Below are 22,345 nucleotides of genomic sequence, written 5' to 3'. Positions count from 1 at the left end.
AACAGGAGGTGGAAGGAATGAGGAGAGGTCTGAAGACGACTCAAAGAACGCCGCAAAGCGCCTGGATCCTGCCGATGATCTTGGCGATGGGATGCGGGGGCGGGGCCTGGGCCCAATCCACCAATGTCCCATCCGCCACGGGCGACTTGGAGGAGATCGTGGTCACCGGCATCCGCGCCGACCTGGAAAAGTCGCTGGAGGTGAAAAGGAACGCATCGGTCGTCCTTGATTCCATCAACTCCACCGAGCTGGGGCGCTTTCCGGACGCGGACGTCGCCGACTCACTGGCGCATCTGCCCGGCATCACCATTTCGCGCACCACCGGCGGCGAGGGGCAGAAGGTCAGCGTCCGGGGCCTGGGCGCGCAGTACAATATCGTCACCTGGAACAACCGTGTCCTGGCCACCGACGATGACGGCCGCGACCTGGCCTTCGACGTGCTGCCGTCCGAGGTGATCACCGCCGCCGACGTGCTGAAATCACCCCAGGCGTCGGCGCTGGAGGGCAGCATCGGCGGCACGGTGAATTTGCGCACCGCCAGCCCCTTCGACAATCCCGGCCTGCATGGCGGCGTCCATGCCGAGGGCGACTACAACGACATGTCGACCCTGCACGGCCAGAAATATACGGCCTTCCTGTCCGATACCGATTCAACCGGCACCTGGGGAATCCTGATCGGCGCCGTGCATTCGGACAACAATATCCGTACGGACTCGCTGAACGCCTACCAGCAGAACATCTACGGCCCCAACACCTATCCGTTCGATGGCAGCGGCAACCCGCGCGCCCTGGCGGCGACGCCCTGCTGCATCACCTTCGGCTCGATCTATGACGAGAAGAAGCGCGACGCGGTCTCGGGCAGCATCGAATGGCGCCCGACCGACACGCTGAAGATCGCCGTTGATGGCCTGTGGACCCGGCTGCAGGACCCCCAGGTCGGCTATAACGAGAGCTATTACTTCCCCTACGGCAGCGACCAGAACGGCAATCCGACCTGGAACAACGCCATCTACCAGAACGGCATCATCAGCGGCGTGTCGGTCAATGACTTCCAGCCGGAAATGGTCAACAACACCGTGGCCCGCAAGGTCGACACCAGCCTGGTCGGCATCAATGCCAAGTGGCAGGCCACGTCACGGCTGTCCCTGGCGGTGGACGCCTACCGCTCCGCCGCCGACCGGCCCGAGGGCGGCAAGGACACCTTCATGACCGCCGGCCTGGTGTCCGCCACGCCCTATGCCGAGGACATCCTGAACATGTCCGATACCGTGCGCGGACTGCCCAGCCTCAACGTCGCCATCCCGCCCAGCCAGCTCGGCCTCAGCGCTTGCCCGTCGGGAACGGCCAGTTCGACCAATGCCGGCTATTGCTCCTACACGGCGCTGATGAACTCCGGCTTCCTCAACGACAACAAATACTGGTCGACCCACTATGTCGGTCTCAACGGCTACACCGTGAAGGACCAGGTGCGCGGCATCAATCTCGACGGCACCTATGACGTCAACGCCTTCTTCATCGACCGCCTCACCTTTGGCGGGGGGGAGACGCGGCGCGAGAAAAGCCGCCTGGACATCAGCAACGACTGGGACAACGGCTCGGGCCAGTACGGCACCCTATACAACACGGCCGGCTGCCCCATCCAGTGCAACCCCTATTCCTTCGCCTCGCAGGGCTATGACGTGGTCACCATGGTCAGCCCGCCCAATTTCATGCAGGGCGCCGGCGGGTCCTTCCCGACCACACTGCCGCGCCTCAATTCGGCGGCGCTGCTGAACTTCCTAAGGAGCCTGAACGGCAAGCCCAACCCCTTCTATTGCCAGAATTACCCGACCGTCTGCGCAGCACCCTACACGCCGTTCGACTTCTCGCAGACCCTGCCGCAGGAAAACCCCTACAACTCCTACAGCGTCAAGGAACGCACCGACAGCTTCTATGTCGAGGCGGAGATGTCGGGCGCGCGGTGGTCGGGCAACATCGGCGTGCGCGTGGTGCGCACCGAAACCGACGCCAGCACCGCCGCCGCCGTGCCGGTGTCGCTATGGACCCCGACCGCCGTCGGCGCCACCCAGACCTGGAACGTGCAATACGCGACCGGCCAGGCCTCAAACTCGCATGGCTCCTACATCATCCCGCTGCCGTCCGCCAATTTCGCCTATTGGGCCATGCCGGAGGAACTGCAGCTGCGCGCGGCGGTGGCCCAGACCCTGTCGCGCCCAAACCTTAACCAGCTGGCGCCGACCTCGTCCAACAACGCCATCAACGGCGAGCCCCAGCTGTTCTACGGCGGCACCGCCGGCCTGCGCCCCATCAAGGCCTGGCAGGCGGACCTGTCGGCCGAGTGGTACTACATGCCGCACGCCGCCTTCACCGTCGCCCTGTTCGGCAAGCGGATCCGCGACGACATCTATGAGGGGGTGACGACGAATGTGGATCTCGGCACCATGCAGTACGTCGGCGGCCCGCCCGGCACCGTGCCTGGCACACCCTTCCTGTGGACGGTGACGGCCCCGTCCAACGGCGCCAAGAGCACCTTCGCCGGCATCGAACTGACCTGGCAGCACATGACCGATCTGGGCGTGGGCATCCATGCCCAGTTCACCGCCACCAGCAGCCAGGGTTACGACCAGAACGGCAAATCGCTGGGCGCGATCGACCCGGTGCCACCGATCACCTCGTCGCTGAGCCTGATCTACGACAAGGATGGGCTGTCCGGCGACATCACCTGGGACCACGCGTCGGGCTACACCTACGCCTGCTCGATGTGCACCGAGGTGCCCGGCTGGCCGGCCAAGGCCGACTCTTTCGACTGGGTCACGGCCAGCGTCCACTACAAGTTCCTGCATGGCTTCGACGTCTATGTCGAGGCCAAGAACCTGACCAACTCGGTGGCGCGGACCTACCTGAACGGCAACCCGCTGCTGCCCTGGGCGCCTGGCCAGTCCGTGGGCCAGAGCACCAGCGGCGTCGGCGCCGGATATTCCGCCTATGGCCGCACCTTCGTGGCCGGCGCGGCCTATCAGTTCTGAGGGCGACCCCATGTCCAAGCTTGCACTGGCGTTCGCCGTGACGCTGATCGCGTTCGCGGCGAACGCCGACGACGCGCTTTACACCGAGGCGGATTTCGCCTCGGTCCCCAAATTCGACGCCCATGTCCACGCCAACCGGCAGGGGCCCGAGTTCCTCGACATCGCCCGGAAGGATGGGTTCGAGCTGCTGTCGATCAATGTCGATTATCCCGATTTCCCGCCGCTGGCCGACCAGGCCAAGGTGGCGCACGCGCTGAGGGCCGAAGACCCAAAGCGCTTTCACTTCGCGACCACCTTTTCCATGAAGGGATACGGCGGGAAAGGATGGGCCGCCGCCACCATCCGCCACCTGGACGCGGAATTCGCCCAGGGCGCGCTGGCGGTCAAGGTGTGGAAGAACATCGGCATGGTGGAAAGGAACGCCCAGGGCCAGTTGATCATGCTCGACGATCCCGGTTTCGACCCGGTGATGAACCATCTGGCGGAAAGGCGCATCCCGCTGATCGCGCATCAGGGCGAGCCGAAGAATTGCTGGCTGCCCCTGGACCAGATGACGACGGAAAACGACCGCAGCTATTTCCGCGAGCACCCTGAGTACCACATGTACCTGCATCCGGAGCAGCCGAGCCTTGAGACCATCCTGGCCGCGCGCGACCGGATGATTGAACGCCATCCCAACCTGGTGGTGGACGGGGCGCACATGGGCAGCCTGGAATGGGACGTCGATCTGTTGGCCAAGTTTCTGGACGCCCATCCCAACGCGGTGGTGGACCTGGCTGCCCGCCTGACCAATGTGCAGTACCAGTCGGTGCGCGATCACGACAAGGTGCGGGCCTTCTTCATCCGCTACCAGGACCGGCTGCTGTACGGCACCGACCTGACCGACAACCCGCCCTCACCGCAGGAGCGCGCCCAGAACCCGCCCCGTGAAGAGGGTGGAATCACGGCGGAGGCCGATCATTTCTGGCGCTCGGACTGGCTATACCTGGCCACCACCGGCAGCCAGCGGATCGACGCGCTGAACGCCGAGGTCAAGGGCCTGGGCCTGCCGAAGGCCGTGATCGACAAAATATACTGGTCCAATGCCCGCCGTGAGTTCCATCTGCGGCGGTAGGTCAGCGCCGCCCCCGCATGGGATGAGGATGCCGGATCACCGGTTGCCCGCCCGGATGATTTCCGTGGCCAGCTGATCGAGGGGCAGGATCTTGCCGGCGGCGCCCAGGGCGATGGCCTCCCGCGGCATGCCGAAGACGACGGAGGTGGCCTCGTCCTGGGCGATGGTATGGGCGCCGGCCCCCTTCATTTCCAGCAGTCCGCGCGCGCCGTCATCGCCCATGCCGGTCATGAGGATGCCGACGGCGTTGGGGCCGACATGGGTGGCCGCCGACCGGAACAGCACATCGACGGACGGCCGGTGGCGTGACACCAGGGGGCCGTCCTTGACCGAGACGTAATAGCGGGCGCCACTGCGCTGCAGCAGCATATGGCGGTTTCCGGGCGCGATCAGCACCCGCCCGCGCATGACCGTGTCCCCGTCCTCCGCCTCCTTGACCTCCATCTCGCACAGGCCGTTCAGCCGGCGGGCGAAGGCTTCGGTGAACTTCTCCGGCATGTGCTGCACCACCACGATGCCCGGGCTGGCGGCTGGCAGCCCTTCCAACACCACCCGCAGTGATTCCGTGCCCCCGGTCGATGCGCCGATGCAGACCACGGTTTCCGTGGTCCGGGCCATGGCGTGGTGGCGGACCAGCGGGGGCGGCAGGACGACGTCGGCGGTCAGCTTGCGCTCCGGCTCGCGCACGCGCGGGGCCGCGGGCACATGCTTCAGCCGGGCCCGGGCTGCCGCCTTCACGGCATCGCAGATACGGATCTTCGCGTCCTGCAGGAACTCGGCCGTGCCCACGCGGGGCTTCAGGATGATGTCGACGGCGCCCGCGTCCCAGGCCTGGTTGGCCGTTTCCGATCCGGCCTCGGCCAGCGAGGAGCAAATGACCACCGGGACCGGCCGCTGTGACATCAGTCGCCGCAAGAAGGTAATGCCGTCCATGCGCGGCATCTCCACATCCAGGGTGATGACGTCCGGCACCTCCTGCTGGATGCGGCGCGCGGCGACGAACGGGTCGGACGCCGTCGCCATCACGTCGATCTCAGGATCGGATTGCAGGATGTCGGTCATGACCTGGCGGACCGATGCGGAATCGTCGATGACCAGCACACGGATCTTGGGGGGCATGGCGGGTTACTCCCGCCGGAAGACGCTGGCGCCCAGCGGACGCATCGGCAGGCCGGATCCCGCCAGGGATTCCGAATGCCCCAGGAACAGGTAGCCGCCGGGGCGCAGGTGATCGCACAGGCGGGCCAGCACCGCCTGCTGCGTCGGCTTGTCAAAGTAGATCAGGATGTTGCGGCAGAAGATAACGTCCAGGTCGCGATCGACCGGGTATGTCGCGTCCATCAGGTTCAGCCGGCCGAACCGGACCATGCGGCGCAGTTCGGGCACGATGCGCACCAGGCGCCGGGCCCGGTCCTTGGAGCGCAGCAGGTAGCGCTGGCGCATTTCCGGCGGCACGGGGGCGATCATCTCCTCCGGATAGATGGCGGTGGCCGCCGTTTCCAGCACGCGGGTCGAGATGTCGGTGGCCACGATGTCGACCCGGAAGCCGCCATGACGCTGGCTGGCATCGGCCAGGACCATGGCCAGCGTGTAAGGTTCGGCCCCGATCGAGCTGGCGGTGCTCCAGACTTTCAGGCTGGTGTAGGGCCCGGCACGGCGCCGGGCCAGCAGCTCCGGCAGCGCCACCTCCGCCAGGATGCGGAAATGCTCCTGCTCGCGGAAGAACTCTGTCTTGTTGGTGGTGACGACGTCGATCAGATGGATGGCCTCATCTGCCAGGCCGCCGCCGTCGAAAAGACGCGCGCAATAGTCCGCCAGGTCGGCAGCACCGGTCGCCACCACCCGCTTGCGCAAGCGGCCCTCGACCATGGTCCGCTTGCTCTCGGGCATCTTGATGCCGCTGTAATCCTGGATGAAGGCGGCCAGCCGACGAAAGTCGCGTGCGCCGAGGCGGTCGGTGGCAGCCACCGCTGCCGCCCTGGGAACCGCCTCCCCGTGATCCGCCAACACTCAGTACTTCTCGAACTCGGCGTCGCGGGCATCGCCGGCGCCATTGGTCAGGTCCAGGGCGAAGCCGGCGGCGGCCTTGCGCCCGGCCCCGACGCGCACGGCTGCCGGTGCCGCGCGGCCATTGTGTCCGGCCCCGTGCCCATTCGCGGCCCGCGGGTTCGCCGGGCGCGCGGGGGATGGCGCCGGCTTGGTGGCGCTGGCCACCGGCCGCGACGACCGGCGCGCGGCCGTGCCCGATGCGGTTGCAGCCCCCTCCACCCGGAAGTAGGCGATGCTGGCCTGCAACTGCTCCGACTGCGCCGCCAGCTCCTCCGACGTCGCCGACATCTGTTCCGACGCGCTGGCGTTCTGCTGCGTCACCTTGTCCAGCTGCTGGATCGCCTGGTTGATCTGCTCTCCGCCGATGTCCTGCTCCCGGCAGGCCGCACTGATCTCCGCCACCAGCTCCGCCGTCTTCTTGATGTCCGGCACCAGGCGCGTCAGCATCTCGCCCGCCTCCTGCGCCGCCTGCACCGTCTGCGACGACATGGTGCTGATCTCCGCCGCCGCCGTCTGGCTGCGCTCCGCCAGCTTGCGCACCTCCGATGCCACCACGGCGAAGCCGCGGCCGTGCTCGCCCGCCCGCGCCGCCTCCACGGCCGCGTTCAGCGCCAGCAGGTCCGTCTGGCGCGCGATCTCCTGCACGATGGTGATCTTCTCCGCGATCGTCCGCATGGCCTGCACCGCCCGCGTCACCGCCTCACCGCTCGTCTGTGCGTCCGCCGCGGACTGCCGCGCGATCTTCTCCGTCTGGCTGGCGTTGTCTGCGTTCTGCTTGATGTTCGCCGCCATCTGCTCCATCGACGCCGACGCTTCCTCCGCCGCCGACGCCTGCTCCGTCGCCCCTTGCGACAGCTCCTCCGCCGTCGCCGACAGCTCCTGGCTGCCCGACGACACGTTGTCCGAGGCCGACGTCGCCTCGCCCACCACGTCCCGCAGCTTCTCGACCATGCGCTTCAACGCCAGGCCCAGGACATCCTTGTCGGACAGGGGTTTGGCCTCCACCGTCAGGTCGCCGTCGGCGACCGTGTCGGCCACCTGCGCCGTGGCCCGCAGGTTGGCGATCATGCGCTTCAGCGCGATGCCCAGCGTATCCTTGTCGGACAGGGGCGTGGCCTCCACCGTCAGGTCGCCGTTGGCCACCGTGTCGGCGATGCCGGCCGTCGCCCGCAAATTGTCCATCATGGTGTTCAGCGCGGTCACCATGTCCCGGATCTCGTCATCGGACCTGACGGCCAGCGACTGGTCCAGGTCGCCGCGGGCGACGCCGTTGGCCAGGCGGATGGCGCCCTGCAGGCCCCGGCTGATGCTGACCAGGATCCAGGTCGCGGCGGCCAGCGCGATCACCAGCGAGACGGCGACCGTGGCGATCAGCACCGTCCGCGCGGCGTCATACTGGGCGGTGGCGGCGGCCTCCGTCTGCGTCATGTTCGCCTGGGCCAGGGCCACCACTTCGTCCAGTGCCGCGTCGGCGCTGTCCAGCACCTGCCGCCCCTCGACGCGGGACAGGCGCACGGCCTCATCCCGCTGCTCGCTTTTCGCCAGGGCGATGACCCGGTTCTGGATGGGCAGGAATTGCTTCCACACGGCGGTAAAGGCCGCCACCTTCTTGTTGCTTTCACCGCTGGTGAGGGAGTCCAGCTTGGCGCGGTCGGCCTCCAGGGCCTGCTGTTCCTTGGCGATCCGCGCCTCGTACTGGCTCACCAGCTCCTTGCTGTCCGCCAGCAGCAGGCTCTTTTCCGACCGCGTCACGGTCATGAGGTCGGTGTAGAGATCCTGGGCCACCTTGATCTGCTGCATCGGCCCCTGGGCCATGTGGTGCAGGCTTTCATCCAGGGCGGCCAGTTTCTGTAGGCCCAAGACGGCGCTGGTGGTCGACAAGGCGACGATGACCGCGAAGGTCAGCCCCAGTTTCAGCTTGATGGTCATGCGCATCGCGAAGGATCCTTGATCGTCGAATTGTCTTAAGGGGCACCGGCAGCGGCTATGCGGCAGTGCTGGCCGCCAGGTCCGGTGGAGCCTTGCGGCCGATGACCGACGCCTCGTCGGCGGTGAACAGGGTCGCCAGGTCGAAGACGATGAAGAAGCCGTCGCCGCGGCGGCCCACGCCACGAATGTAATCGGACCGCCACGACACCCCGATGTCCGGCGGTGTCTCCAGTTGGCTTAGGTCCAGCGGCAGGACCTCGAACACCCGGTCCGCCATCAGGCCCAGGGCGATGTCCCGCCCGTTGATCGGGACATGCAGGACCAGGATGCGGGTATGTTCGGAGGGGATGCCGGGCGACAGGCCCAGCTTCAGCCGCAGGTCGATCACCGGCACACCCCGGCCCCGGACGTCGATCAGTCCGACAAGGTAGGGCGGGGTTTCCGGGATGCGGAACACCGGCCGCATGTCCAGGATTTCCACCACCGCTTCGACCGGGACAGCGTAGATCTCGCGCTCGATGCCGAGCGTGACGAACTGCGCCTCCCGCGAGGTTTGGGTCAGGCTGTTCATGATGGCCTCGGGACCTCAGTACTTCTCGAACTCGGCGTCGCGCGCATCGCCGGCGCCGTTGCTCAGGTCCAGGGCGAAGCCGGCGGCGGCCTTGCGCCCGGCCCCGACGCGAACCGACGCCGGGACCACGCGGCCATTGTGTCCGTGCCCGTGCCCATTCACGGCCCGCAGGTTCGCCGGGCGCGCGGGTGCGGGCGCCGGCTTGGCGGCGCTGGCCACCGGCCGCGACGGCCGGCGCGCGGCCGCGACCGACGCGGGCGCTGCCCCATCCACCCGGAAGTAGGCGATGCTGGCCTGCAACTGCTCCGACTGCGCCGCCAGCTCCTCCGACGTCGCCGACATCTGTTCCGACGCGCTGGCGTTCTGCTGCGTCACCTTGTCCAGCTGCTGGATCGCCTGGTTGATCTGCTCCCCGCCGATGTCCTGCTCCCGGCAGGCCGCGCTGATCTCCGCCACCAGCTCCGCCGTCTTCTTGATGTCCGGCACCAGGCGCGTCAGCATCTCACCCGCCTCCTGCGCCGCCTGCACCGTCTGCGACGACATGGTGCTGATCTCCGCCGCCGCCGTCTGGCTGCGCTCCGCCAGTTTGCGCACCTCCGATGCCACCACGGCAAAGCCGCGGCCGTGCTCGCCCGCCCGCGCCGCCTCCACGGCCGCGTTCAAGGCCAGCAGGTCCGTCTGGCGCGCGATCTCCTGCACGATGGTGATCTTCTCCGCGATCGTCCGCATGGCCTGCACCGCCCGCGTCACCGCCTCGCCGCTGGTCTGCGCGTCCGCCGCGGACTGCCGCGCGATCTTCTCCGTCTGGCTGGCGTTGTCCGCGTTCTGCTTGATGTTCGCCGCCATCTGCTCCATCGACGCCGACGCTTCCTCCGCCGCCGACGCCTGCTCCGTCGCCCCTTGCGACAGCTCCTCCGCCGTCGCCGACAGCTCCTGGCTGCCCGACGACACGTTCTCCGACGCCGACGTCGCCTCGCCCACGACCCCCCGCAGCTTCTCGACCATGCTGTTGATATGGCGCATGAGGTCGCCCACCTCGTCGCGCGACGTCACCTCGGCGGTGCGGGTCAGGTCACCGTCCGCCACGGCCTGGGCCAAGGCGCCCGCCCGGTTCAGGCCGCGGCTGATGCCCAGCGCGATCCAGGTTCCGGCCGCCACGGCGACCAGCAGCGACGCCAGCACGGCGACGGCCAGCATCAGGCGCGCGCTTTCGTATTGGGCGACGGCGTCGGCATCGGCGCGCGCCATCTGGGTGCGGTAGAGCTCGATGATGTCGGCCAACTGCCGCTGCGCCTCACCCACCAGCTGGCGCGCCGGTCCCACGGATATCTCCAGGGCCTTGGCCTGTTCGCCGCGCTTGGCCAGCTCGCGCATCTTGTCGTCGGCGGCCAGGAACTGCTGCCAGGTCGCCTGCAGCGCCTGCCATTTCGGCTTGCCCTCCGCGCTGATGATGGCCTGGACCTTTCCGACCAGGTCGGCGAAGTCCTGGCGATAGCGCGTGATCTCTTGGTCGTACTTCTCGATCTGCTCGGGGTTGGTCGAAAGAAGCATGTTCTTCTCGGCCCGCACCATCTGGACCAGGTTGACCAGCACCTCTTCCGCCCATTGCAGCTTCTGCACCGGGCCGGCGATCATGTCGCGCATCGTGGTGTTGATGGCGGCCAGGCTGCTGATGCCCAACCCCGCCGTGGCGGTGCTGAGCATGATGATGAAGGCGAAGGTCAACGCCAACTTCAGCTTGATGGTAACACGCATATCAGGTTCTCCCGTCAGGCTGCGGAGCGTTGGGATGGGGTGGCCGCATCGTCCCGCGCGTCACCGCGGGAGAAGATGCGTTCCAGGTCCAGGACAACGATGAATTCGGCACCGCGCTTGGCGATGCAGCGGATGTATTCCGGCCGCCAGCGCATACCGATGCGCGGCGTCTCTTCCAGGGCGGAGGCCGCCATCTGGGTGATCTCGTACACCTTGTCGGCGCGGATGCCGACGATCACGGGGTCCCCGTCGATCATCACCTCGGTGACGACGATGCGGGTGTCGATGGTCGGCGGCTGCAGCTCCATCCCGAACTTCAGGCGCAGGTCCGCCAGCGGCACCACCTTGCCACGCACATTGATCAGCCCGCCGACGAAGGGCTGGCTGTTGGGCACGCCGGTCACGGGAATGAGGTCGAGGATCTCGCGCACGTGCGCCGCCTCCAGGGCGAAAACCTCGCCTTGCAGGCCCAGGGTCAGGACTTCCAGCGGCGCGCCGCTTTTCCATGCTGTCATGATGTCCCCCTGCCGTCAGCTTGCGGCTTTGAAGCGGTTCTCGTAGGCCATGCCCAGCTTGACCAAGTTGGCGATGTCCAGGATCAGGGCCACGGCGCCGTCGCCCAGGATGGTGGCGCCGGCGAAGGTCTCGACATCGGCGTGCAGCTTGGACAGCGACTTGATCACGGTCTGGTGATTGCCGATCACCTGGTCCACCACCAGGCCAACCCGCCGCCCGCCGAAGGAGACGATCACCGCCTTCTGGTAGCGGTCCGGAAGCTCTGTCACCTGGAACAGCTCGCGCAGGCGCAGGAAGGGCACCAAGTCGCCCCGGATGTTCAGGAAGCTGCGCCCGCGTGAGCGCGCGTCCTCCTCCGCCGACAGTTCCACGCATTCCTCCACCGCCGACAGGGGCAAGGCGTAGCGCCCGGTGCCGACGCGCACCAGCAGGCCGTCGATGATGGCCAGCGTCAGCGGCAGCCGCAGGGTCAGCCGGGTGCCCTCGCCGGGCGTGCTGGCGATATCGATCTTGCCGCGCAACCCTTCGATGGCGCGCTTCACCACATCCATGCCCACGCCGCGGCCGGACAGGCTGGTCACCTCTTTCGCGGTCGAGAAGCCGGGCTCGAAGATCAGCTGGAACAGTTCGGCGTCCGACAGCTTGGCGCCGGCCGGGATCAGTCCCTGGTCCTCGGCGCGGGATTGGATGCGCGCGCGGTCCAGGCCCCGGCCGTCGTCGCTGATGGATACCATGACCTCGGCCCCGGCATGGCAGGCGGTCAGGGTGATGCGCCCCGCCGCCGGCTTGCCCGCCGCCGCGCGCCCCTCCGGCGCCTCCAGGCCATGGTCGATGGCATTGCGGATCAGGTGGATCAGCGGGTCGTTGAGGCGTTCGATGACCGTCTTGTCGAGTTCGGTTTCCTCACCCACCGTTACCAGTTCGATGCGCTTGCCCAGCTCGTTGGCCAAGTCGTGGACCAGCCGGCGGAAACGCCCGAACAGGGACCCGATGGGCACCGTGCGGACCCCCATGGTCGTGTCCCGCAGCTCGTGCGCGAGGCGCTCGATCTCCTCGGCGATCGCCTTCACTTCGGCGTCGTTGCTGAACGCTGCGACCTGCGACAGGCGGGACTGCACGATCACCAGTTCGCCGACCCTGTCCATCAACTCGTCCAGCCGCTCGGCCGGCACCCGGATGCTGTCCACCGCCTTGGCGGCGCCCTTGACCCCGCCCTGCGGGTTCCCTGGCAGAGCCGAGGGACCGGTCCCGGCGGCGCCGAGGCCGGTACGCACATGCTGCTGCTCCGCCAGCGCCGCCGCCAGGGTGTCGGGGGAGACTTCGCCCGATTTGACCAGCAACGTGCCCAGGGGCATCTGCGCGGCCACGGCGGCGTCCACCGCCTGCTGCGCCACATCTCCCCGGTCCACCAGGATTTCGCCGATGCGGCGGCCTTCGCCGGCCATGCCGATGGCGTCGATCGACAACTCCATGTCGTCGATCACGAACATGAAGACTTCCTCGATCGCGGTGCGGGGCTGGCTGGTGGTCAGCACGACGTCCCAGGCCAAGTGGCACTCCGTCGCCGCCATCTCCTCCAACGCCGGCACACCTTCGGTCCGCGCCACCACCGTGGCCACGCCCAACCCGCGCAACTCGTCCAGCAGCAGCAGGGGATTGGTTCCCATCGCCATGGCGTCCCGGGCCAGCCGGAAGCGGATGCGCCAGGTGGACGTGCCTTCCGGGGACGTTCCCTGCGGTGCATCCTCCGGCTCCGGCGCGGCTTCAGCCGCCGCCATGGATGGCGACGGGCCGCCCACGATCTGCTTCAGCGACTGCAGGATGGCGTCGCCGTCCGCGGCCTCCGCCAGGTCGGGCGTCTCGATCAGCAGCCGCATGTGATCCTTGGCCGCCAGCCCCACGGCGATCAGCGCGCGGCTGGGTGCCACCTTGCCCTTGCGCACCAGGTCGAACGCCGTCTCCACATGGTGGGTGAAGGCCGCCACCGCATCGAAGCCGAACATCGCCCCCGATCCCTTCACGGTATGAAGGGCGCGGAAGGCGCTGTTGATCAGGTCGTCGTCGTCCGGCGCATGCTCAAGGTCGAGCAGCGCCTGCTCCAGCTGCTCCAGCAGTTCCTGCGCTTCCTGGCGGAAGATGGTGGCCGGGTCCAGCGTGCTCATGCGCCCAGAACCTTGCGCACGACGGCAACCAGCTGTTCCTGCTGGAAGGGCTTGGTGATCCAGCCGGTGGCACCCGCGGCCTTGGCCGCCTGCTTCATCTCGGCATCGGATTCCGTGGTCAGGAACAGGATCGGCACGCCGCGATAGGCGGGCAGCTGGCGCAGCGCGCGGATGAGGTCCAGCCCGTTCATCACCGGCATGTTCAGGTCGGTGACCACCAGGTCCACCACCGTGTCCTTGGCCTTGGCCAGCCCTTCGGCGCCGTCGCTGGCCTGCACGACGTCGTATCCGGCGCCGGACAGCGTCAGCTTCACCATCTGGCGGACGCTGGAGGAATCATCAACGCTCAGGACGGTCTTGGCCATCATCGTGCCTCCGTGTGCAGCCAGAAATCGCTATCGGTGGTCTGGTCGGCGGGGGCGGGGACACCGGCCGCCAGTTCTGCGGTCATGAGGAAGCCGCCCCGGTGCAGCGTGTCGCGCAGCGGCCCGGAAACCGGCTGCGCCAGCTTGAGTACCCGCTGGGCATCCCTGGCGCTTTTCCGGGCGGCGAGCAGCAGTTGGACAAAGCTGATGTCCACCTCGTCCAGCGCGCCGCAGTCTATTTCCAGAACGGCATGGGCCTTCATCGCGCTCAGGAGGGCCGCATGTGTCTCTTCGGCGTTACGCAGTGTGCGGGCGCCCTCAAAAACGACTTTCCCGACATCGTCATTCGAGGATTTCGGCATCATAGGCACCCCGCTTGAGTTGCTTTGAAAAGAACATGGGTTCGCCTTTTGCGGCCGGTATTCGCCGGTCGCGAATTTATTGATCAGTGAGAAGGATTTGCCTTTAAAAGAATTTTCCCAACGCAAATGCCAATCAAACCGGATGGACTGACGCACCTTATGGGTAGTTGGTTGATAAAGTGTAAATGACAACCGGCATATTGACTGATATATATCAATATGGCCGGAAAGAATTTTGAATAAAATTCAATGTAAATAGGCAATTAACAAAAATTCTGAAACCATTACAGTCATCGCCCAGAAGTCACACTTCATCACAATTGGCGTCCAGGCCGCCCCCTCTTTGGGGGATGTTAGGCGGGCGAGGGGCGGTCCAACGTTCACGGGTTCATTATGATGCCACATCACCACATGGGTGAATGGTCACTCCAGTATTAACCACCAATTTACTTGTTTGATGAAAAGTGGCCATCAACACGCCGAAAAATTGACTGGGGATACGCATGGGCAGGGATCTGGATACCGTGGCCAAGGCGATCAGGGCCGCGTCCATATCGACCGACACGCGTTTCCTGGATATCGGCCGCCGCTTGGAAACCTCGGCTGACATCCTGACGGCGTTGACCCGCACCTTCGATACGCTGTCCGACGAGATGAAGGGGGACGGCCTGCGCCTGGCCACGCAGGATCTGTCGCAGGTGGCGCGCTTCGTCTCAGCCCTGAACCCCGGCGGCGAGGCGGGGTCCTTCCGCACGCTGACCGCGCTGGTCACGGCCATAACCGGCAGGCTGGCGCGTATGGACAAGTCGATCAAGGGCGTCGGCATGCTGGCCACCAACGCCAAGATCGCCGCGGCGGTCATCGGCGACACCAGTGCCGAGTTCATGAACTTCGCCACCGAAATCCGGCGCACACTGGGGCTGGCGCAGGCCAGCCTGGACCAATTCGCCGCTGAACTGGCGGGTGTGGGCCGGCACTTGCAGGCCGCCGCCGCCGACCAATCCGCCCTGGATGCGCGGCAGGCGACCGCCATCCGCACCGTTCCCCAGCGGCTGGCCCACAGCATCGGCACGGTGGTCGATCGTGGCGGGCGGGCGGGCGCCATCGCCGCCACCGTCGGCCAGCGTTCCCAGGACATCGCCAAGCGCATCGGCCTGGCGGTCATGGCGCTGCAGGTGGGGGACATCACGCGCCAGCGCATGGAACATGTCGATTACGCCCTGGGCCTGGTGTCGGAGATGGCGGCCCAGGCCGGTCCACGCCAGCCTGACGGCGCCCCCACCCCCGATGACGTGGCGACGACCACGGGGTTTTGCTGCCGCCTGCAGGCGGCGCAATTGGACGACACGGCGGACGAACTGGCGCAGGAGATCGGGCAGATACTGACCTCGCTGCGCGACCTGGCACGCGACGCCCGCGACATCCTGAACCTGGGGCATGACGCCTTCGGTGCCTCCGGCAGCCAGCAGGGCACCTTTGTGGGTGAACTGGAAGGGGAGGTCGCAGAGGTCGATGCCCTATTGCAGGGCTATGGCGCGGCGCGGCGCCAGGCTGACGAGGTGGCAGCGTCGGTGTCGGAAGCGACCACGCGGCTGGCCAGCCAGATCGGCACCATGCGCGCCCTGGAGGCGGACATCCGCATCATGGGCCTGAACACCAGCCTACGCTGTGGCCGGCTGGGCACCGTTGGTCGGCCGCTGTCGATCATCGCGCAGGAATTGCGCCTCTACGCCAATGAGATCGCGGTGGAGGCCAACGGCGTGATGGGCGAACTGGACCAAATCGCCGCCATCGCCGCCAGCCTGTCGGGGCAGGCGCGCGACACCAGTGCTGCGGATACCGCGGCCATGGCCGACATCATGGCGCGTTCCATCGCCCGCTTGGGAACCGCCGGCCAGAACCTCGCTGCCGCCCTGCAGACCCTGGAACGGGATGGCGAGACGGTGGTGGACCTTCTGCAGGAAACGGTGGATCGGGCCGCCGCACATGGTGAAATGGGCCAGGTGCTGCGGCAGGCCGCAGCCGACCTGGCCCTCCTCGCTCCGGGCCCGCACCTGGGTAACGTCCCAGCGCGGGCCGAGCCGCTGATCGCCCAGATGGCCCGCAGCTACACCATGGCCCGCGAACGCCAGGTGCTGGACCGGTTCGCGCCCGGAAAGAACCAGGCGCCAGCGGCGGTGCCCGGACCGGCCGCCACGGCGGACGATCTGGAAGACATCTTTTTCTAAGGTCCAGCCGTATTATCCAGATACGGGTTGGTCCCCGTCCGGAATCAGCGGACGGATTCACTTCCCATTGGCGCCGCCCTTGGGGTGTCCGAGCGCCGGCCGTATCAATCGCGGCCGCTATGGGAGCTTAAGTTCCGTCGCTCGCGAAGGCGTCAGCCGGCAGCCACGGGCATGTCGCGGTTGAGTGGCAGCCACAGGCTGAAACGGGTGCCCGAGGGGCTGGAATTCCAGGCGACCATGCCACCCAGGGCTTGGGCGCGGCGCTGCTGGTTGCGCAGGCCGCGCCCGGAAGGGGAGGCCACGGTCGCTTCAGCGTCGAAGCCCCGGCCGTCGTCCTCGATGGTGACGCGGACACCGGGCGCATCACCCTGGGTGTCGGGGATGGTGTCCAGGCGGATGCGGCTGGCCTGGGCGTGGTGCAGGATGTTGGCGATGCCCTCTTGCAGGATGCGCAGGATGTGCAAGGCACTGGACGGGTCCAGCCATTCCAGGGTCGGCAAGTCCTGTACGTTCCACACCAGGGTAATGCCGGAGCCTTCCAGCCGCGGTTCCAACCGGTAGCGCAGCGAGGCCAGCAGCAGCAGCAGGTCGGCATCCACCGGTTCCATGGAATCGATGGCCAACTTCAGGTCGTCCAGGCAACCCTTGAGGATTTGCGAGACCTTGGTGTCGTCCACCGCTCCCTTTTCGACGGAGCGGATGGCGCTGATCAGCGAGGCGCCCACGCCATCGTGCATGTCCTGCATCAGGCGCTGGCGCTCCTCGCTTATGGTCCGCCGCCGTTCGGCCTCGCGCAGGCGCTGGTGGCTCACCTCCAGTTCGGCTTCCCGGGCGCGCAGGCGTTCCGCCAGGCTGGCGTTCACCCGTTCCACCTCCGCGATGGCGGCGATATAGCGCCGGTACAGCACGGTGCCGCACATGGCGAAGGTCACGGCATTGGTGTAGGCGCCCAGGAACCATCCCTCGGGGCTCAGCACATGGTTGTGCATCATCCAATCGGTCTGGCCCAGCACGGTGCAGATGGCCAGGGCGGCGGCCAGCAATCTGGCCTCGGGGAAGCGGCGCCAGGCGCAGGCCACGCCCACCACGCTGACCGTGGCCGCCATCACCAGGGCCACGGCGTAGATGCGGGGCACGATGACAGGCGTGCTGGGCAGCACCGGAAGGACGCCGACCATGGGCAGGGTCAGAAAGGTCAGGATACTGGTCACGCCCACCACGGCGCCGGTCAGCAGCGTCAGCGGCCGGCCATGCAACATGCGCAGGAAAAGGTGAAGGATGACGATCAGCCAGAACAGGGCGTTGATGGTCAGCCAGGCGAACCAGTCGCTGGTGATGGGCACATCCAGGTAGAAATGCAGATGGGCCGCGAACGAGATCGCGGCCAGGCCGAAGAACAGCAGATAGCCGGTGTCGTGCCGGCGCCGGAACCAGACGACCAGCGCGAACACACCGACCGCCAGGAAGGCGGAGTTCAACGCCATGGGCAGCTCACGCTGCAGCAGCTGACGCACGCGGTGGCGAAGGTTCAAGGCCGGTTCCGGCCCCAGCCACAGGGTGGACAGGGCCACCGGCGTGGTCGGGGCGTGGTCCAGGCGGATCAGGATGTCGGTCGGCGGCCCGCCATTGGCGTCCTGGTCCAGCACCACCCATAGGGGTGTGAACAGGCCGTTCCACGGGCGGCCCTGCCGCTGCTGCCAGTCCACCAGCCTGCCGTTCACGTAAATGGCGTAGGGGCCGTCGGTGTCGATGCGGGCGCCATACAGGGCCATCGGACCGGGCCCCGCCGTCAGGTCGGGTGCCGACAGCCGGATCCAGGTGTTGGCGGGATAGCCGGGTGCCATGGCCGGCACGGTGCGATCGACCGGAACCATGGGTTCGGCATAAGGCAGGCCGATAGCCTGCCAGGCGCCGGTCGGCGACCCGCCATCCAACGTTGTGGGTGGCCGGGACGGCGTGCCACCGTCGGCCAGCAGAATCTCGGCCCGCGTCAGGTGCACGGCCTTCCCCGGTTCACCCACCATGTCATGGACGCCGGCGATCAGCAGCGACATCGCGGAGAACAGCAGGACGGCGGCGGCCAGCAGGGACGCGGGACGGAAGGTCATCAGCGGCGGTCGCGGGGCCAAGGGATCAACCGTTCAGCAGGCCCAGCGTCCTGGCCTCATAAATGGCCTCCGCCTTGGAGGTGACCTCCAGCTTGCTATAAATGCGCCGCACGAAGGTGCGGACGGTGAAGTGTGACAGGTCCAGCATCCGCGCCACCTCCACCGTGGTGAAGCCCTTGGTGATGAGGGACAGCACTTCCTTCTCGCGCGGCGACAGCAGGGATGGGGTCTCCTCCGGGGCTTCCGTCCCGGCCGGGCCGGTCTCGGCCATCGGCGGGGGCGTCAGGTCCGTCCCACGGTCGCGGAAGCGCAGCAGGATCTGCCGGGCGATGATGGGGCTGATGGGGCTGCCGCCGGCGGCCAGGCTGCGGATTTCATCGACAATGCGGACCGGCGCGCTGTCTTTCAGCAGATAGCCCGCCGCCCCGGCCTCGATCGAGCGCATGACGTGCGTCTCATCACCGAAACTGGAACTGACCATGATGGCGCATTCCGGCCAGCGCTGGGCGGCGGCGCGGATGATGTCGATGCCGCTGCCATCGGGCAGGCCCAGGTCGACCAGCAGCACGTCTGCCGGCGGCCCGTCCAGCAACGCCAGCCCGTCGGCGCGGGTGGCGGCGACGCCCGACAGCCGCAGATCGTCCGCGGTCCGGACCGCCTGGCGCAGCGCGTCCAGGAAGCCGGCGTCGTCCTCGACGATCGCGACGGCCACACGGGACGGTGCCTGGGCTGTGGTGGGCATGGGCTGCATGAGGGACACTGCCATACAGGGGTGTGCGACAGCCAGTGTCGCGCGTTTGTTCTACAGACAAGATCCGGCCCCGTAAATACTCTCACTCGAGATCGGCAGCCAGTACATGGCCACGTCAATAACGGTACGAAGGCGACCGGTATTGGGCAAGCAGTCGGCTGCGCCACTCAAGATGGGGGAGTATGAGCATGAACGCGGAAGAGAACCTGAAGATCACCGGTCGTGTCATCGCCAAGGCCTGGGCCGATGAGGGCTTCAAGGCCAAGTTGTTGGCCGATCCGGCCGCGATCCTGAAGGCCGAAGGCCTGGCGCTACCGGCCGGCGTCACCTTCAAGGTGGTGGAGGACAGCGCCACGGTCCAGACCTTGGTCTTGCCGGCGCGGCCGACGGACCTGTCCGACGAAGACCTGGACCGGGCCGCCGGGGGCGCCTGCCGCTGGAGCGTTATCTGTGAACTCAGTCTCTGAGGTTCGGGGCCTAGCTCTGACGGGGACCGAACTTTCCTTTTGGCATCAAGGCGTTTGACATCGAGGAGAGACGAGATGGTGGGGGAAGACAGCGCCCGGGCCTATGGCCGGGTGGTGGCCAAGGCTTGGTCCGACGATGGGTTCAAGGCACGGCTGATGGCCGATCCGGTGACGGTCCTGCAGGCCGAGGGCCTGGCCGTGCCGGCGGGCCTGACCGTGACGGTGCTGGAGAACACGCCGACCCGGTACACGCTGGTGCTGCCGGCGCGGCCGACGGACTTGTCCGACGACGACCTGGACGAGGTCGCGGGCGGCTGGTGCAGCTGCGTCATGTCCAGCGACTTTTGCCTCTAAGGCATCCGGCGGGGAGGGCGGGGAGATGTCGGGGAACACTGATAAGGCATACGGCAGGGTCGTCGCCAAGGCGTGGGCCGATGCCGCCTTCAAGGCGCGCCTGCTGGCCGACCCGGCCGGCACGTTGGCGGCCGAAGGGGTGGTGGTGCCGCCCGGCGTTCGCCTGACGGTGATCGAGGATACGGACACCGTCCAAACCCTGGTGCTGCCGGCCCGGCCAGCGGACCTGACCGATGAAGACATGGCGGGCATCGCCGGCGGAACGCCTTGGCCCCGCTGCATGTGCCTGTGCGGTCCTTGAGATATAAGGAAACCAAGACATGATGAACGAAGAGACGGCGAAGATCACCGGCAAGATCATCGCGAAGGCTTGGGTCGATGACGGCTTCAAGGCCCGCCTGCTGGCCGATCCGGCCGCAGTGCTGAAGGCCGAGGGCCTGGACCTCCCGGAAGGCGTCACCTTCCAGATCGTGGAGGATGGCGCCGGCGTCCAGACCCTGGTGCTGCCGGCCCGGCCGTCGGAATTGTCGGACGAGGATCTCGGCGACCTGGCCGGCGGCCGGCCGGTCCCCGGGCCGGGGGTTCCGCCCAAGCTGTACACCTTCTGACCCCTTTGGTTCGGGCATCTCCTAAATGTCCCGGGGCGCCCTTCGTCCGATCACTCTTTGAAAGAATGCCGGCCCAAGAAGCATGGGGGAAAGGGCGCGATGCTGAGCGCGAACACTCTAAACCAGATCATCGCCAAAGCCTGGTCCGACGATCGTTTCAGGGCCCGGCTGCTGGCCGATCCCGCCGCCGTGCTGACGGCCGAAGGCGTCGACTTCCCGGCGGGCGTGACCGTCAGCGTGGTGGAGAACACCGCCACGCATCTCAACCTCATCCTGCCGGCTCCGCCCACCGACCTGTCCGACGATCAACTGGACGGCGTCGGCGGCGGCTTCGGCTGGTGCTTCACCCTCTAAAGTCCGGCCGATGCCGGATCATGAAAGGAACAGTGACATGACGAACGAAGAAAACCTGAAAATCACCGGCAAGATCATCGCTAAGGCGTGGGCCGATGAGGGCTACAAGGCCCGCCTGCTGGCCGACCCCGCCGCCGTGTTGACCGCCGAGGGCGCCGACTTGCCGGCGGGCATCACCTTCAAGGTGGTGGAGGATACCGCCGCCGTCCAGACCCTGGTGCTGCCGGCGCGGCCGGCGGACATGTCGGATGATGACCTGAACGGTGCCTCGGGGGGCGGCGCTTTCTGCGTTGCGTGCCTGAGCATGTTTTAAGGCCCCGATAGAGACGTCCGGTGGCGGTGCATGCCGCCACGGGGGCCCCCCCATGCTGTGACATTCCGAAAAGGAAGAGGAAATGCTGAACGAAGAGAACGCCAAGGTCGGCGGCCGCATCATCGCCAAGGCCTGGACCGACGAGGGTTTCAAGGCGCGCCTGCTGGCCGACCCGGCGGCGGTGCTGAAGGCCGAGGGGGTGGAGGTGCCGGCCGGCGTCACCCTGAACGTGGTGGAGAACAGCGGCACCGCCTACACCCTGGTGCTGCCGGCCCGGCCCACCGACCTGTCGGACGAGGATTTGGACAGCACCGCCGCCGGCGCCATCCTGTGCGTCATCCCTTGCGGCTCGACCTTTTGATGCCGCCATGACGGAGGCGGAAAGCGACGCGGCGATCGACGACATCATCACCAAGGCTTGGGGGGACGAGGCCTATCGGGCGCGGCTGCTGGCCGATCCTGCGGCGGTCTTGAGGCAGGAGGGCATCGACCTGTCGGTCGGCGCCCTCGTCCAGGTGCTGCAGGACACTGCCGCCGTTCAGACCCTGGTGTTGCCGATGCGGCCCTGGGATTTGGCCGAGGACGTGCTGGAGGGCACGGCCGGCGCCCTGTCCGCCGTCTGTTACGACAGCTTCATGCAATGGCCATGAGGGAAGGGATGAACCAGGGGAACGCCGCCGTCACCGGCCGGATCGTCGCCAAGGCCTGGGCTGACGACGCCTTCAAAGCGCGCCTGCTGGCCGATCCGGAGGCGGTGCTGCGGGAGGAGGGGGTCGATCTGCCCGCCAGCGTCACCGTCCGGGTGGCGGTGGATACGGACGCCGTCCGGACCCTGGTGCTGCCGGCCAAGCCCGTGGACCTGACCGAAGAGGAATTGGGCCGCGTCGTGGGCGGGGGCGACCCCTCCTACTGCGCCAACTGGTGCCTGTGTTGCGCCAACTGCGCCATCTGACCGGGCTGCATAGCCATTCAACCCCTGACCGCGAGAGGAATTGCGCCATGACGCATGAGGAAAAAGCCAAAGCCTATGGCCGTGTCGTCGCCAAGGCCTGGGCTGACGACGCCTTCAAGGCTCGCCTTAAGGCCGACCCCGTGGCCGTCCTGCGGGGCGAGGGGGTGGACATTCCGGCGGGCATGGCCGTCACCGTGGCGGAGAACACCGCCACCGCCTGCACGCTGGTGCTGCCGGCCCGGCCGGCCGACCTCAGCGACGAGGAGTTGGACGTGGTGTCCGGCGGCTTCGACCTGGCGGCCCACTCGGCCTGCGCCCCGATGTTCTGACCCATCCCCACCCAGACGAACGCGGCACCCTA

At 67.2% G+C, this 22,345-nt stretch carries 24 protein-coding genes; 13 read left to right on the top strand and 11 right to left on the bottom strand.

Annotated elements, in window-relative coordinates:
* The first annotated feature begins 74 nt into the window (after window positions 1-74).
* Entirely contained in the window at window positions 75-3,026 is a 2,952-nt protein-coding gene (locus P5F91_RS04015; RefSeq protein ID WP_277906582.1) for a TonB-dependent receptor, read from the top strand.
* 10 nt (window positions 3,027-3,036) lie between these two features.
* Window positions 3,037-4,140, top strand: coding sequence for an amidohydrolase family protein (locus P5F91_RS04010; protein WP_277906581.1), 1,104 nt, complete (start codon window positions 3,037-3,039; stop codon window positions 4,138-4,140).
* A gap of 36 nt (window positions 4,141-4,176) precedes the next feature.
* On the opposite strand, the gene P5F91_RS04005 is transcribed toward P5F91_RS04010, so the two are convergent.
* The 9 genes from P5F91_RS04005 to P5F91_RS03965 are packed head-to-tail and all read right to left on the bottom strand — an operon-like array spanning window position 4,177 to window position 14,005.
* Window positions 4,177-5,259 (bottom strand): protein-glutamate methylesterase/protein-glutamine glutaminase, encoded by a 1,083-nt coding sequence (locus tag P5F91_RS04005; protein ID WP_277906580.1) that lies wholly within the window; start codon window positions 5,257-5,259, stop codon window positions 4,177-4,179.
* A gap of 6 nt (window positions 5,260-5,265) precedes the next feature.
* Complete coding sequence (locus tag P5F91_RS04000; protein WP_277906579.1) at window positions 5,266-6,108, bottom strand: CheR family methyltransferase; 843 nt, start codon at window positions 6,106-6,108, stop codon at window positions 5,266-5,268.
* 42 nt (window positions 6,109-6,150) lie between these two features.
* A complete protein-coding gene (locus P5F91_RS03995) occupies window positions 6,151-8,124 on the bottom strand; it encodes a HAMP domain-containing methyl-accepting chemotaxis protein (protein ID WP_277906578.1) in 1,974 nt (657 codons plus the stop codon).
* Between the two features lie 49 nt (window positions 8,125-8,173).
* Window positions 8,174-8,689 (bottom strand): chemotaxis protein CheW, encoded by a 516-nt coding sequence (locus tag P5F91_RS03990; RefSeq protein ID WP_277906577.1) that lies wholly within the window; start codon window positions 8,687-8,689, stop codon window positions 8,174-8,176.
* Window positions 8,690-8,704: 15 nt separating this feature from the next.
* Complete coding sequence (locus P5F91_RS03985) at window positions 8,705-10,444, bottom strand: methyl-accepting chemotaxis protein (RefSeq protein WP_145612225.1); 1,740 nt, start codon at window positions 10,442-10,444, stop codon at window positions 8,705-8,707.
* Between the two features lie 14 nt (window positions 10,445-10,458).
* Window positions 10,459-10,959, bottom strand: coding sequence for a chemotaxis protein CheW (locus P5F91_RS03980; protein ID WP_145612224.1), 501 nt, complete (start codon window positions 10,957-10,959; stop codon window positions 10,459-10,461).
* 15 nt (window positions 10,960-10,974) lie between these two features.
* Window positions 10,975-13,122: a chemotaxis protein CheA gene (locus P5F91_RS03975; RefSeq protein WP_277906576.1), complete on the bottom strand. Its 2,148-nt coding sequence runs from the start codon at window positions 13,120-13,122 to the stop codon at window positions 10,975-10,977.
* On the bottom strand, window positions 13,119-13,487 hold the full coding sequence (locus P5F91_RS03970; protein WP_186454873.1) for a response regulator: 369 nt from the start codon (window positions 13,485-13,487) through the stop codon (window positions 13,119-13,121). Before P5F91_RS03970 ends, P5F91_RS03975 begins: the two co-directional genes overlap by 4 nt.
* Window positions 13,487-14,005, bottom strand: a complete 519-nt coding sequence (locus tag P5F91_RS03965) for an STAS domain-containing protein (protein WP_246134487.1) — start codon at window positions 14,003-14,005, stop codon at window positions 13,487-13,489. The genes P5F91_RS03970 and P5F91_RS03965 overlap by 1 nt, the downstream gene beginning before the upstream one ends.
* Window positions 14,006-14,352: 347 nt before the next feature.
* Here P5F91_RS03965 and P5F91_RS03960 point away from each other — a divergent pair, with 347 nt between their 5' ends.
* Window positions 14,353-16,077, top strand: coding sequence for a chemotaxis protein (locus P5F91_RS03960; protein ID WP_246134486.1), 1,725 nt, complete (start codon window positions 14,353-14,355; stop codon window positions 16,075-16,077).
* A gap of 152 nt (window positions 16,078-16,229) precedes the next feature.
* On the opposite strand, the gene P5F91_RS03955 is transcribed toward P5F91_RS03960, so the two are convergent.
* Window positions 16,230-18,185 carry a sensor histidine kinase gene (locus P5F91_RS03955; protein WP_145612220.1) on the bottom strand — a complete coding sequence of 652 codons (1,956 nt, stop codon included), beginning with the start codon at window positions 18,183-18,185 and terminating at the stop codon, window positions 16,230-16,232.
* A 25-nt stretch (window positions 18,186-18,210) separates the two neighbouring features.
* Window positions 18,211-18,936 (bottom strand): response regulator, encoded by a 726-nt coding sequence (locus P5F91_RS03950; RefSeq protein ID WP_145612219.1) that lies wholly within the window; start codon window positions 18,934-18,936, stop codon window positions 18,211-18,213.
* Between the two features lie 188 nt (window positions 18,937-19,124).
* Here P5F91_RS03950 and P5F91_RS03945 point away from each other — a divergent pair, with 188 nt between their 5' ends.
* From P5F91_RS03945 to P5F91_RS03900, 10 genes are all read left to right on the top strand, one after another.
* Window positions 19,125-19,403 (top strand): NHLP leader peptide family RiPP precursor, encoded by a 279-nt coding sequence (locus P5F91_RS03945; protein WP_145612218.1) that lies wholly within the window; start codon window positions 19,125-19,127, stop codon window positions 19,401-19,403.
* Between the two features lie 75 nt (window positions 19,404-19,478).
* The gene (locus P5F91_RS03940) at window positions 19,479-19,757 is read left to right on the top strand and encodes an NHLP leader peptide family RiPP precursor (protein WP_145612217.1); all 279 of its coding nucleotides are present in this window, start codon (window positions 19,479-19,481) and stop codon (window positions 19,755-19,757) included.
* Window positions 19,758-19,782: 25 nt separating this feature from the next.
* A complete protein-coding gene (locus P5F91_RS03935) occupies window positions 19,783-20,058 on the top strand; it encodes an NHLP leader peptide family RiPP precursor (protein WP_277906575.1) in 276 nt (91 codons plus the stop codon).
* Between the two features lie 19 nt (window positions 20,059-20,077).
* Window positions 20,078-20,365, top strand: coding sequence for an NHLP leader peptide family RiPP precursor (locus P5F91_RS03930; protein WP_145612215.1), 288 nt, complete (start codon window positions 20,078-20,080; stop codon window positions 20,363-20,365).
* 99 nt (window positions 20,366-20,464) lie between these two features.
* Window positions 20,465-20,719 (top strand): NHLP leader peptide family RiPP precursor, encoded by a 255-nt coding sequence (locus P5F91_RS03925; RefSeq protein ID WP_277906574.1) that lies wholly within the window; start codon window positions 20,465-20,467, stop codon window positions 20,717-20,719.
* 37 nt (window positions 20,720-20,756) lie between these two features.
* Window positions 20,757-21,032, top strand: coding sequence for an NHLP leader peptide family RiPP precursor (locus P5F91_RS03920; RefSeq protein ID WP_145612213.1), 276 nt, complete (start codon window positions 20,757-20,759; stop codon window positions 21,030-21,032).
* An 82-nt stretch (window positions 21,033-21,114) separates the two neighbouring features.
* On the top strand, window positions 21,115-21,393 hold the full coding sequence (locus tag P5F91_RS03915) for an NHLP leader peptide family RiPP precursor (protein ID WP_145612212.1): 279 nt from the start codon (window positions 21,115-21,117) through the stop codon (window positions 21,391-21,393).
* A gap of 7 nt (window positions 21,394-21,400) precedes the next feature.
* Complete coding sequence (locus P5F91_RS03910; RefSeq protein ID WP_277906573.1) at window positions 21,401-21,682, top strand: NHLP leader peptide family RiPP precursor; 282 nt, start codon at window positions 21,401-21,403, stop codon at window positions 21,680-21,682.
* Between the two features lie 8 nt (window positions 21,683-21,690).
* The gene (locus P5F91_RS03905) at window positions 21,691-21,984 is read left to right on the top strand and encodes an NHLP leader peptide family RiPP precursor (RefSeq protein ID WP_277906572.1); all 294 of its coding nucleotides are present in this window, start codon (window positions 21,691-21,693) and stop codon (window positions 21,982-21,984) included.
* Window positions 21,985-22,031: 47 nt separating this feature from the next.
* Entirely contained in the window at window positions 22,032-22,313 is a 282-nt protein-coding gene (locus P5F91_RS03900) for an NHLP leader peptide family RiPP precursor (protein WP_277906571.1), read from the top strand.
* Window positions 22,314-22,345 lie beyond the last annotated feature (32 nt).

Origin of the sequence: Nitrospirillum amazonense (assembly GCF_029594735.1) — a bacterium.
In the GTDB taxonomy this organism is placed as follows: domain Bacteria; phylum Pseudomonadota; class Alphaproteobacteria; order Azospirillales; family Azospirillaceae; genus Nitrospirillum; species Nitrospirillum amazonense.
Note: the sequence above shows the minus strand (reverse complement) of the source record. Positions and strands in the feature narration are given on the sequence as shown.

Excerpts from the sequence above, each read along its gene's own strand:
- P5F91_RS03900 (WP_277906571.1), top strand. The coding sequence starts at position 22,032 with ATGACGCATGAGGAAAAAGCCAAAGCCTATGGCCGTGTCGTCGCCAAG.
- P5F91_RS04015 (WP_277906582.1), top strand. The coding sequence starts at position 75 with ATGATCTTGGCGATGGGATGCGGGGGCGGGGCCTGGGCCCAATCCACC.
- P5F91_RS03960 (WP_246134486.1), top strand. The coding sequence starts at position 14,353 with ATGGGCAGGGATCTGGATACCGTGGCCAAGGCGATCAGGGCCGCGTCC.
- P5F91_RS04010 (WP_277906581.1), top strand. The coding sequence starts at position 3,037 with ATGTCCAAGCTTGCACTGGCGTTCGCCGTGACGCTGATCGCGTTCGCG.
- P5F91_RS03970 (WP_186454873.1), bottom strand. The coding sequence starts at position 13,487 with ATGGCCAAGACCGTCCTGAGCGTTGATGATTCCTCCAGCGTCCGCCAG.
- P5F91_RS03915 (WP_145612212.1), top strand. The coding sequence starts at position 21,115 with ATGCTGAACGAAGAGAACGCCAAGGTCGGCGGCCGCATCATCGCCAAG.
- P5F91_RS03925 (WP_277906574.1), top strand. The coding sequence starts at position 20,465 with ATGCTGAGCGCGAACACTCTAAACCAGATCATCGCCAAAGCCTGGTCC.
- P5F91_RS03985 (WP_145612225.1), bottom strand. The coding sequence starts at position 10,444 with ATGCGTGTTACCATCAAGCTGAAGTTGGCGTTGACCTTCGCCTTCATC.
- P5F91_RS03945 (WP_145612218.1), top strand. The coding sequence starts at position 19,125 with ATGAACGCGGAAGAGAACCTGAAGATCACCGGTCGTGTCATCGCCAAG.
- P5F91_RS03920 (WP_145612213.1), top strand. The coding sequence starts at position 20,757 with ATGACGAACGAAGAAAACCTGAAAATCACCGGCAAGATCATCGCTAAG.
- P5F91_RS03905 (WP_277906572.1), top strand. The coding sequence starts at position 21,691 with ATGAACCAGGGGAACGCCGCCGTCACCGGCCGGATCGTCGCCAAGGCC.
- P5F91_RS03950 (WP_145612219.1), bottom strand. The coding sequence starts at position 18,936 with ATGCAGCCCATGCCCACCACAGCCCAGGCACCGTCCCGTGTGGCCGTC.
- P5F91_RS03990 (WP_277906577.1), bottom strand. The coding sequence starts at position 8,689 with ATGAACAGCCTGACCCAAACCTCGCGGGAGGCGCAGTTCGTCACGCTC.
- P5F91_RS03940 (WP_145612217.1), top strand. The coding sequence starts at position 19,479 with ATGGTGGGGGAAGACAGCGCCCGGGCCTATGGCCGGGTGGTGGCCAAG.
- P5F91_RS04005 (WP_277906580.1), bottom strand. The coding sequence starts at position 5,259 with ATGCCCCCCAAGATCCGTGTGCTGGTCATCGACGATTCCGCATCGGTC.
- P5F91_RS03935 (WP_277906575.1), top strand. The coding sequence starts at position 19,783 with ATGTCGGGGAACACTGATAAGGCATACGGCAGGGTCGTCGCCAAGGCG.
- P5F91_RS03975 (WP_277906576.1), bottom strand. The coding sequence starts at position 13,122 with ATGAGCACGCTGGACCCGGCCACCATCTTCCGCCAGGAAGCGCAGGAA.
- P5F91_RS03995 (WP_277906578.1), bottom strand. The coding sequence starts at position 8,124 with ATGCGCATGACCATCAAGCTGAAACTGGGGCTGACCTTCGCGGTCATC.
- P5F91_RS03980 (WP_145612224.1), bottom strand. The coding sequence starts at position 10,959 with ATGACAGCATGGAAAAGCGGCGCGCCGCTGGAAGTCCTGACCCTGGGC.
- P5F91_RS03930 (WP_145612215.1), top strand. The coding sequence starts at position 20,078 with ATGATGAACGAAGAGACGGCGAAGATCACCGGCAAGATCATCGCGAAG.
- P5F91_RS03910 (WP_277906573.1), top strand. The coding sequence starts at position 21,401 with ATGACGGAGGCGGAAAGCGACGCGGCGATCGACGACATCATCACCAAG.
- P5F91_RS03955 (WP_145612220.1), bottom strand. The coding sequence starts at position 18,185 with ATGACCTTCCGTCCCGCGTCCCTGCTGGCCGCCGCCGTCCTGCTGTTC.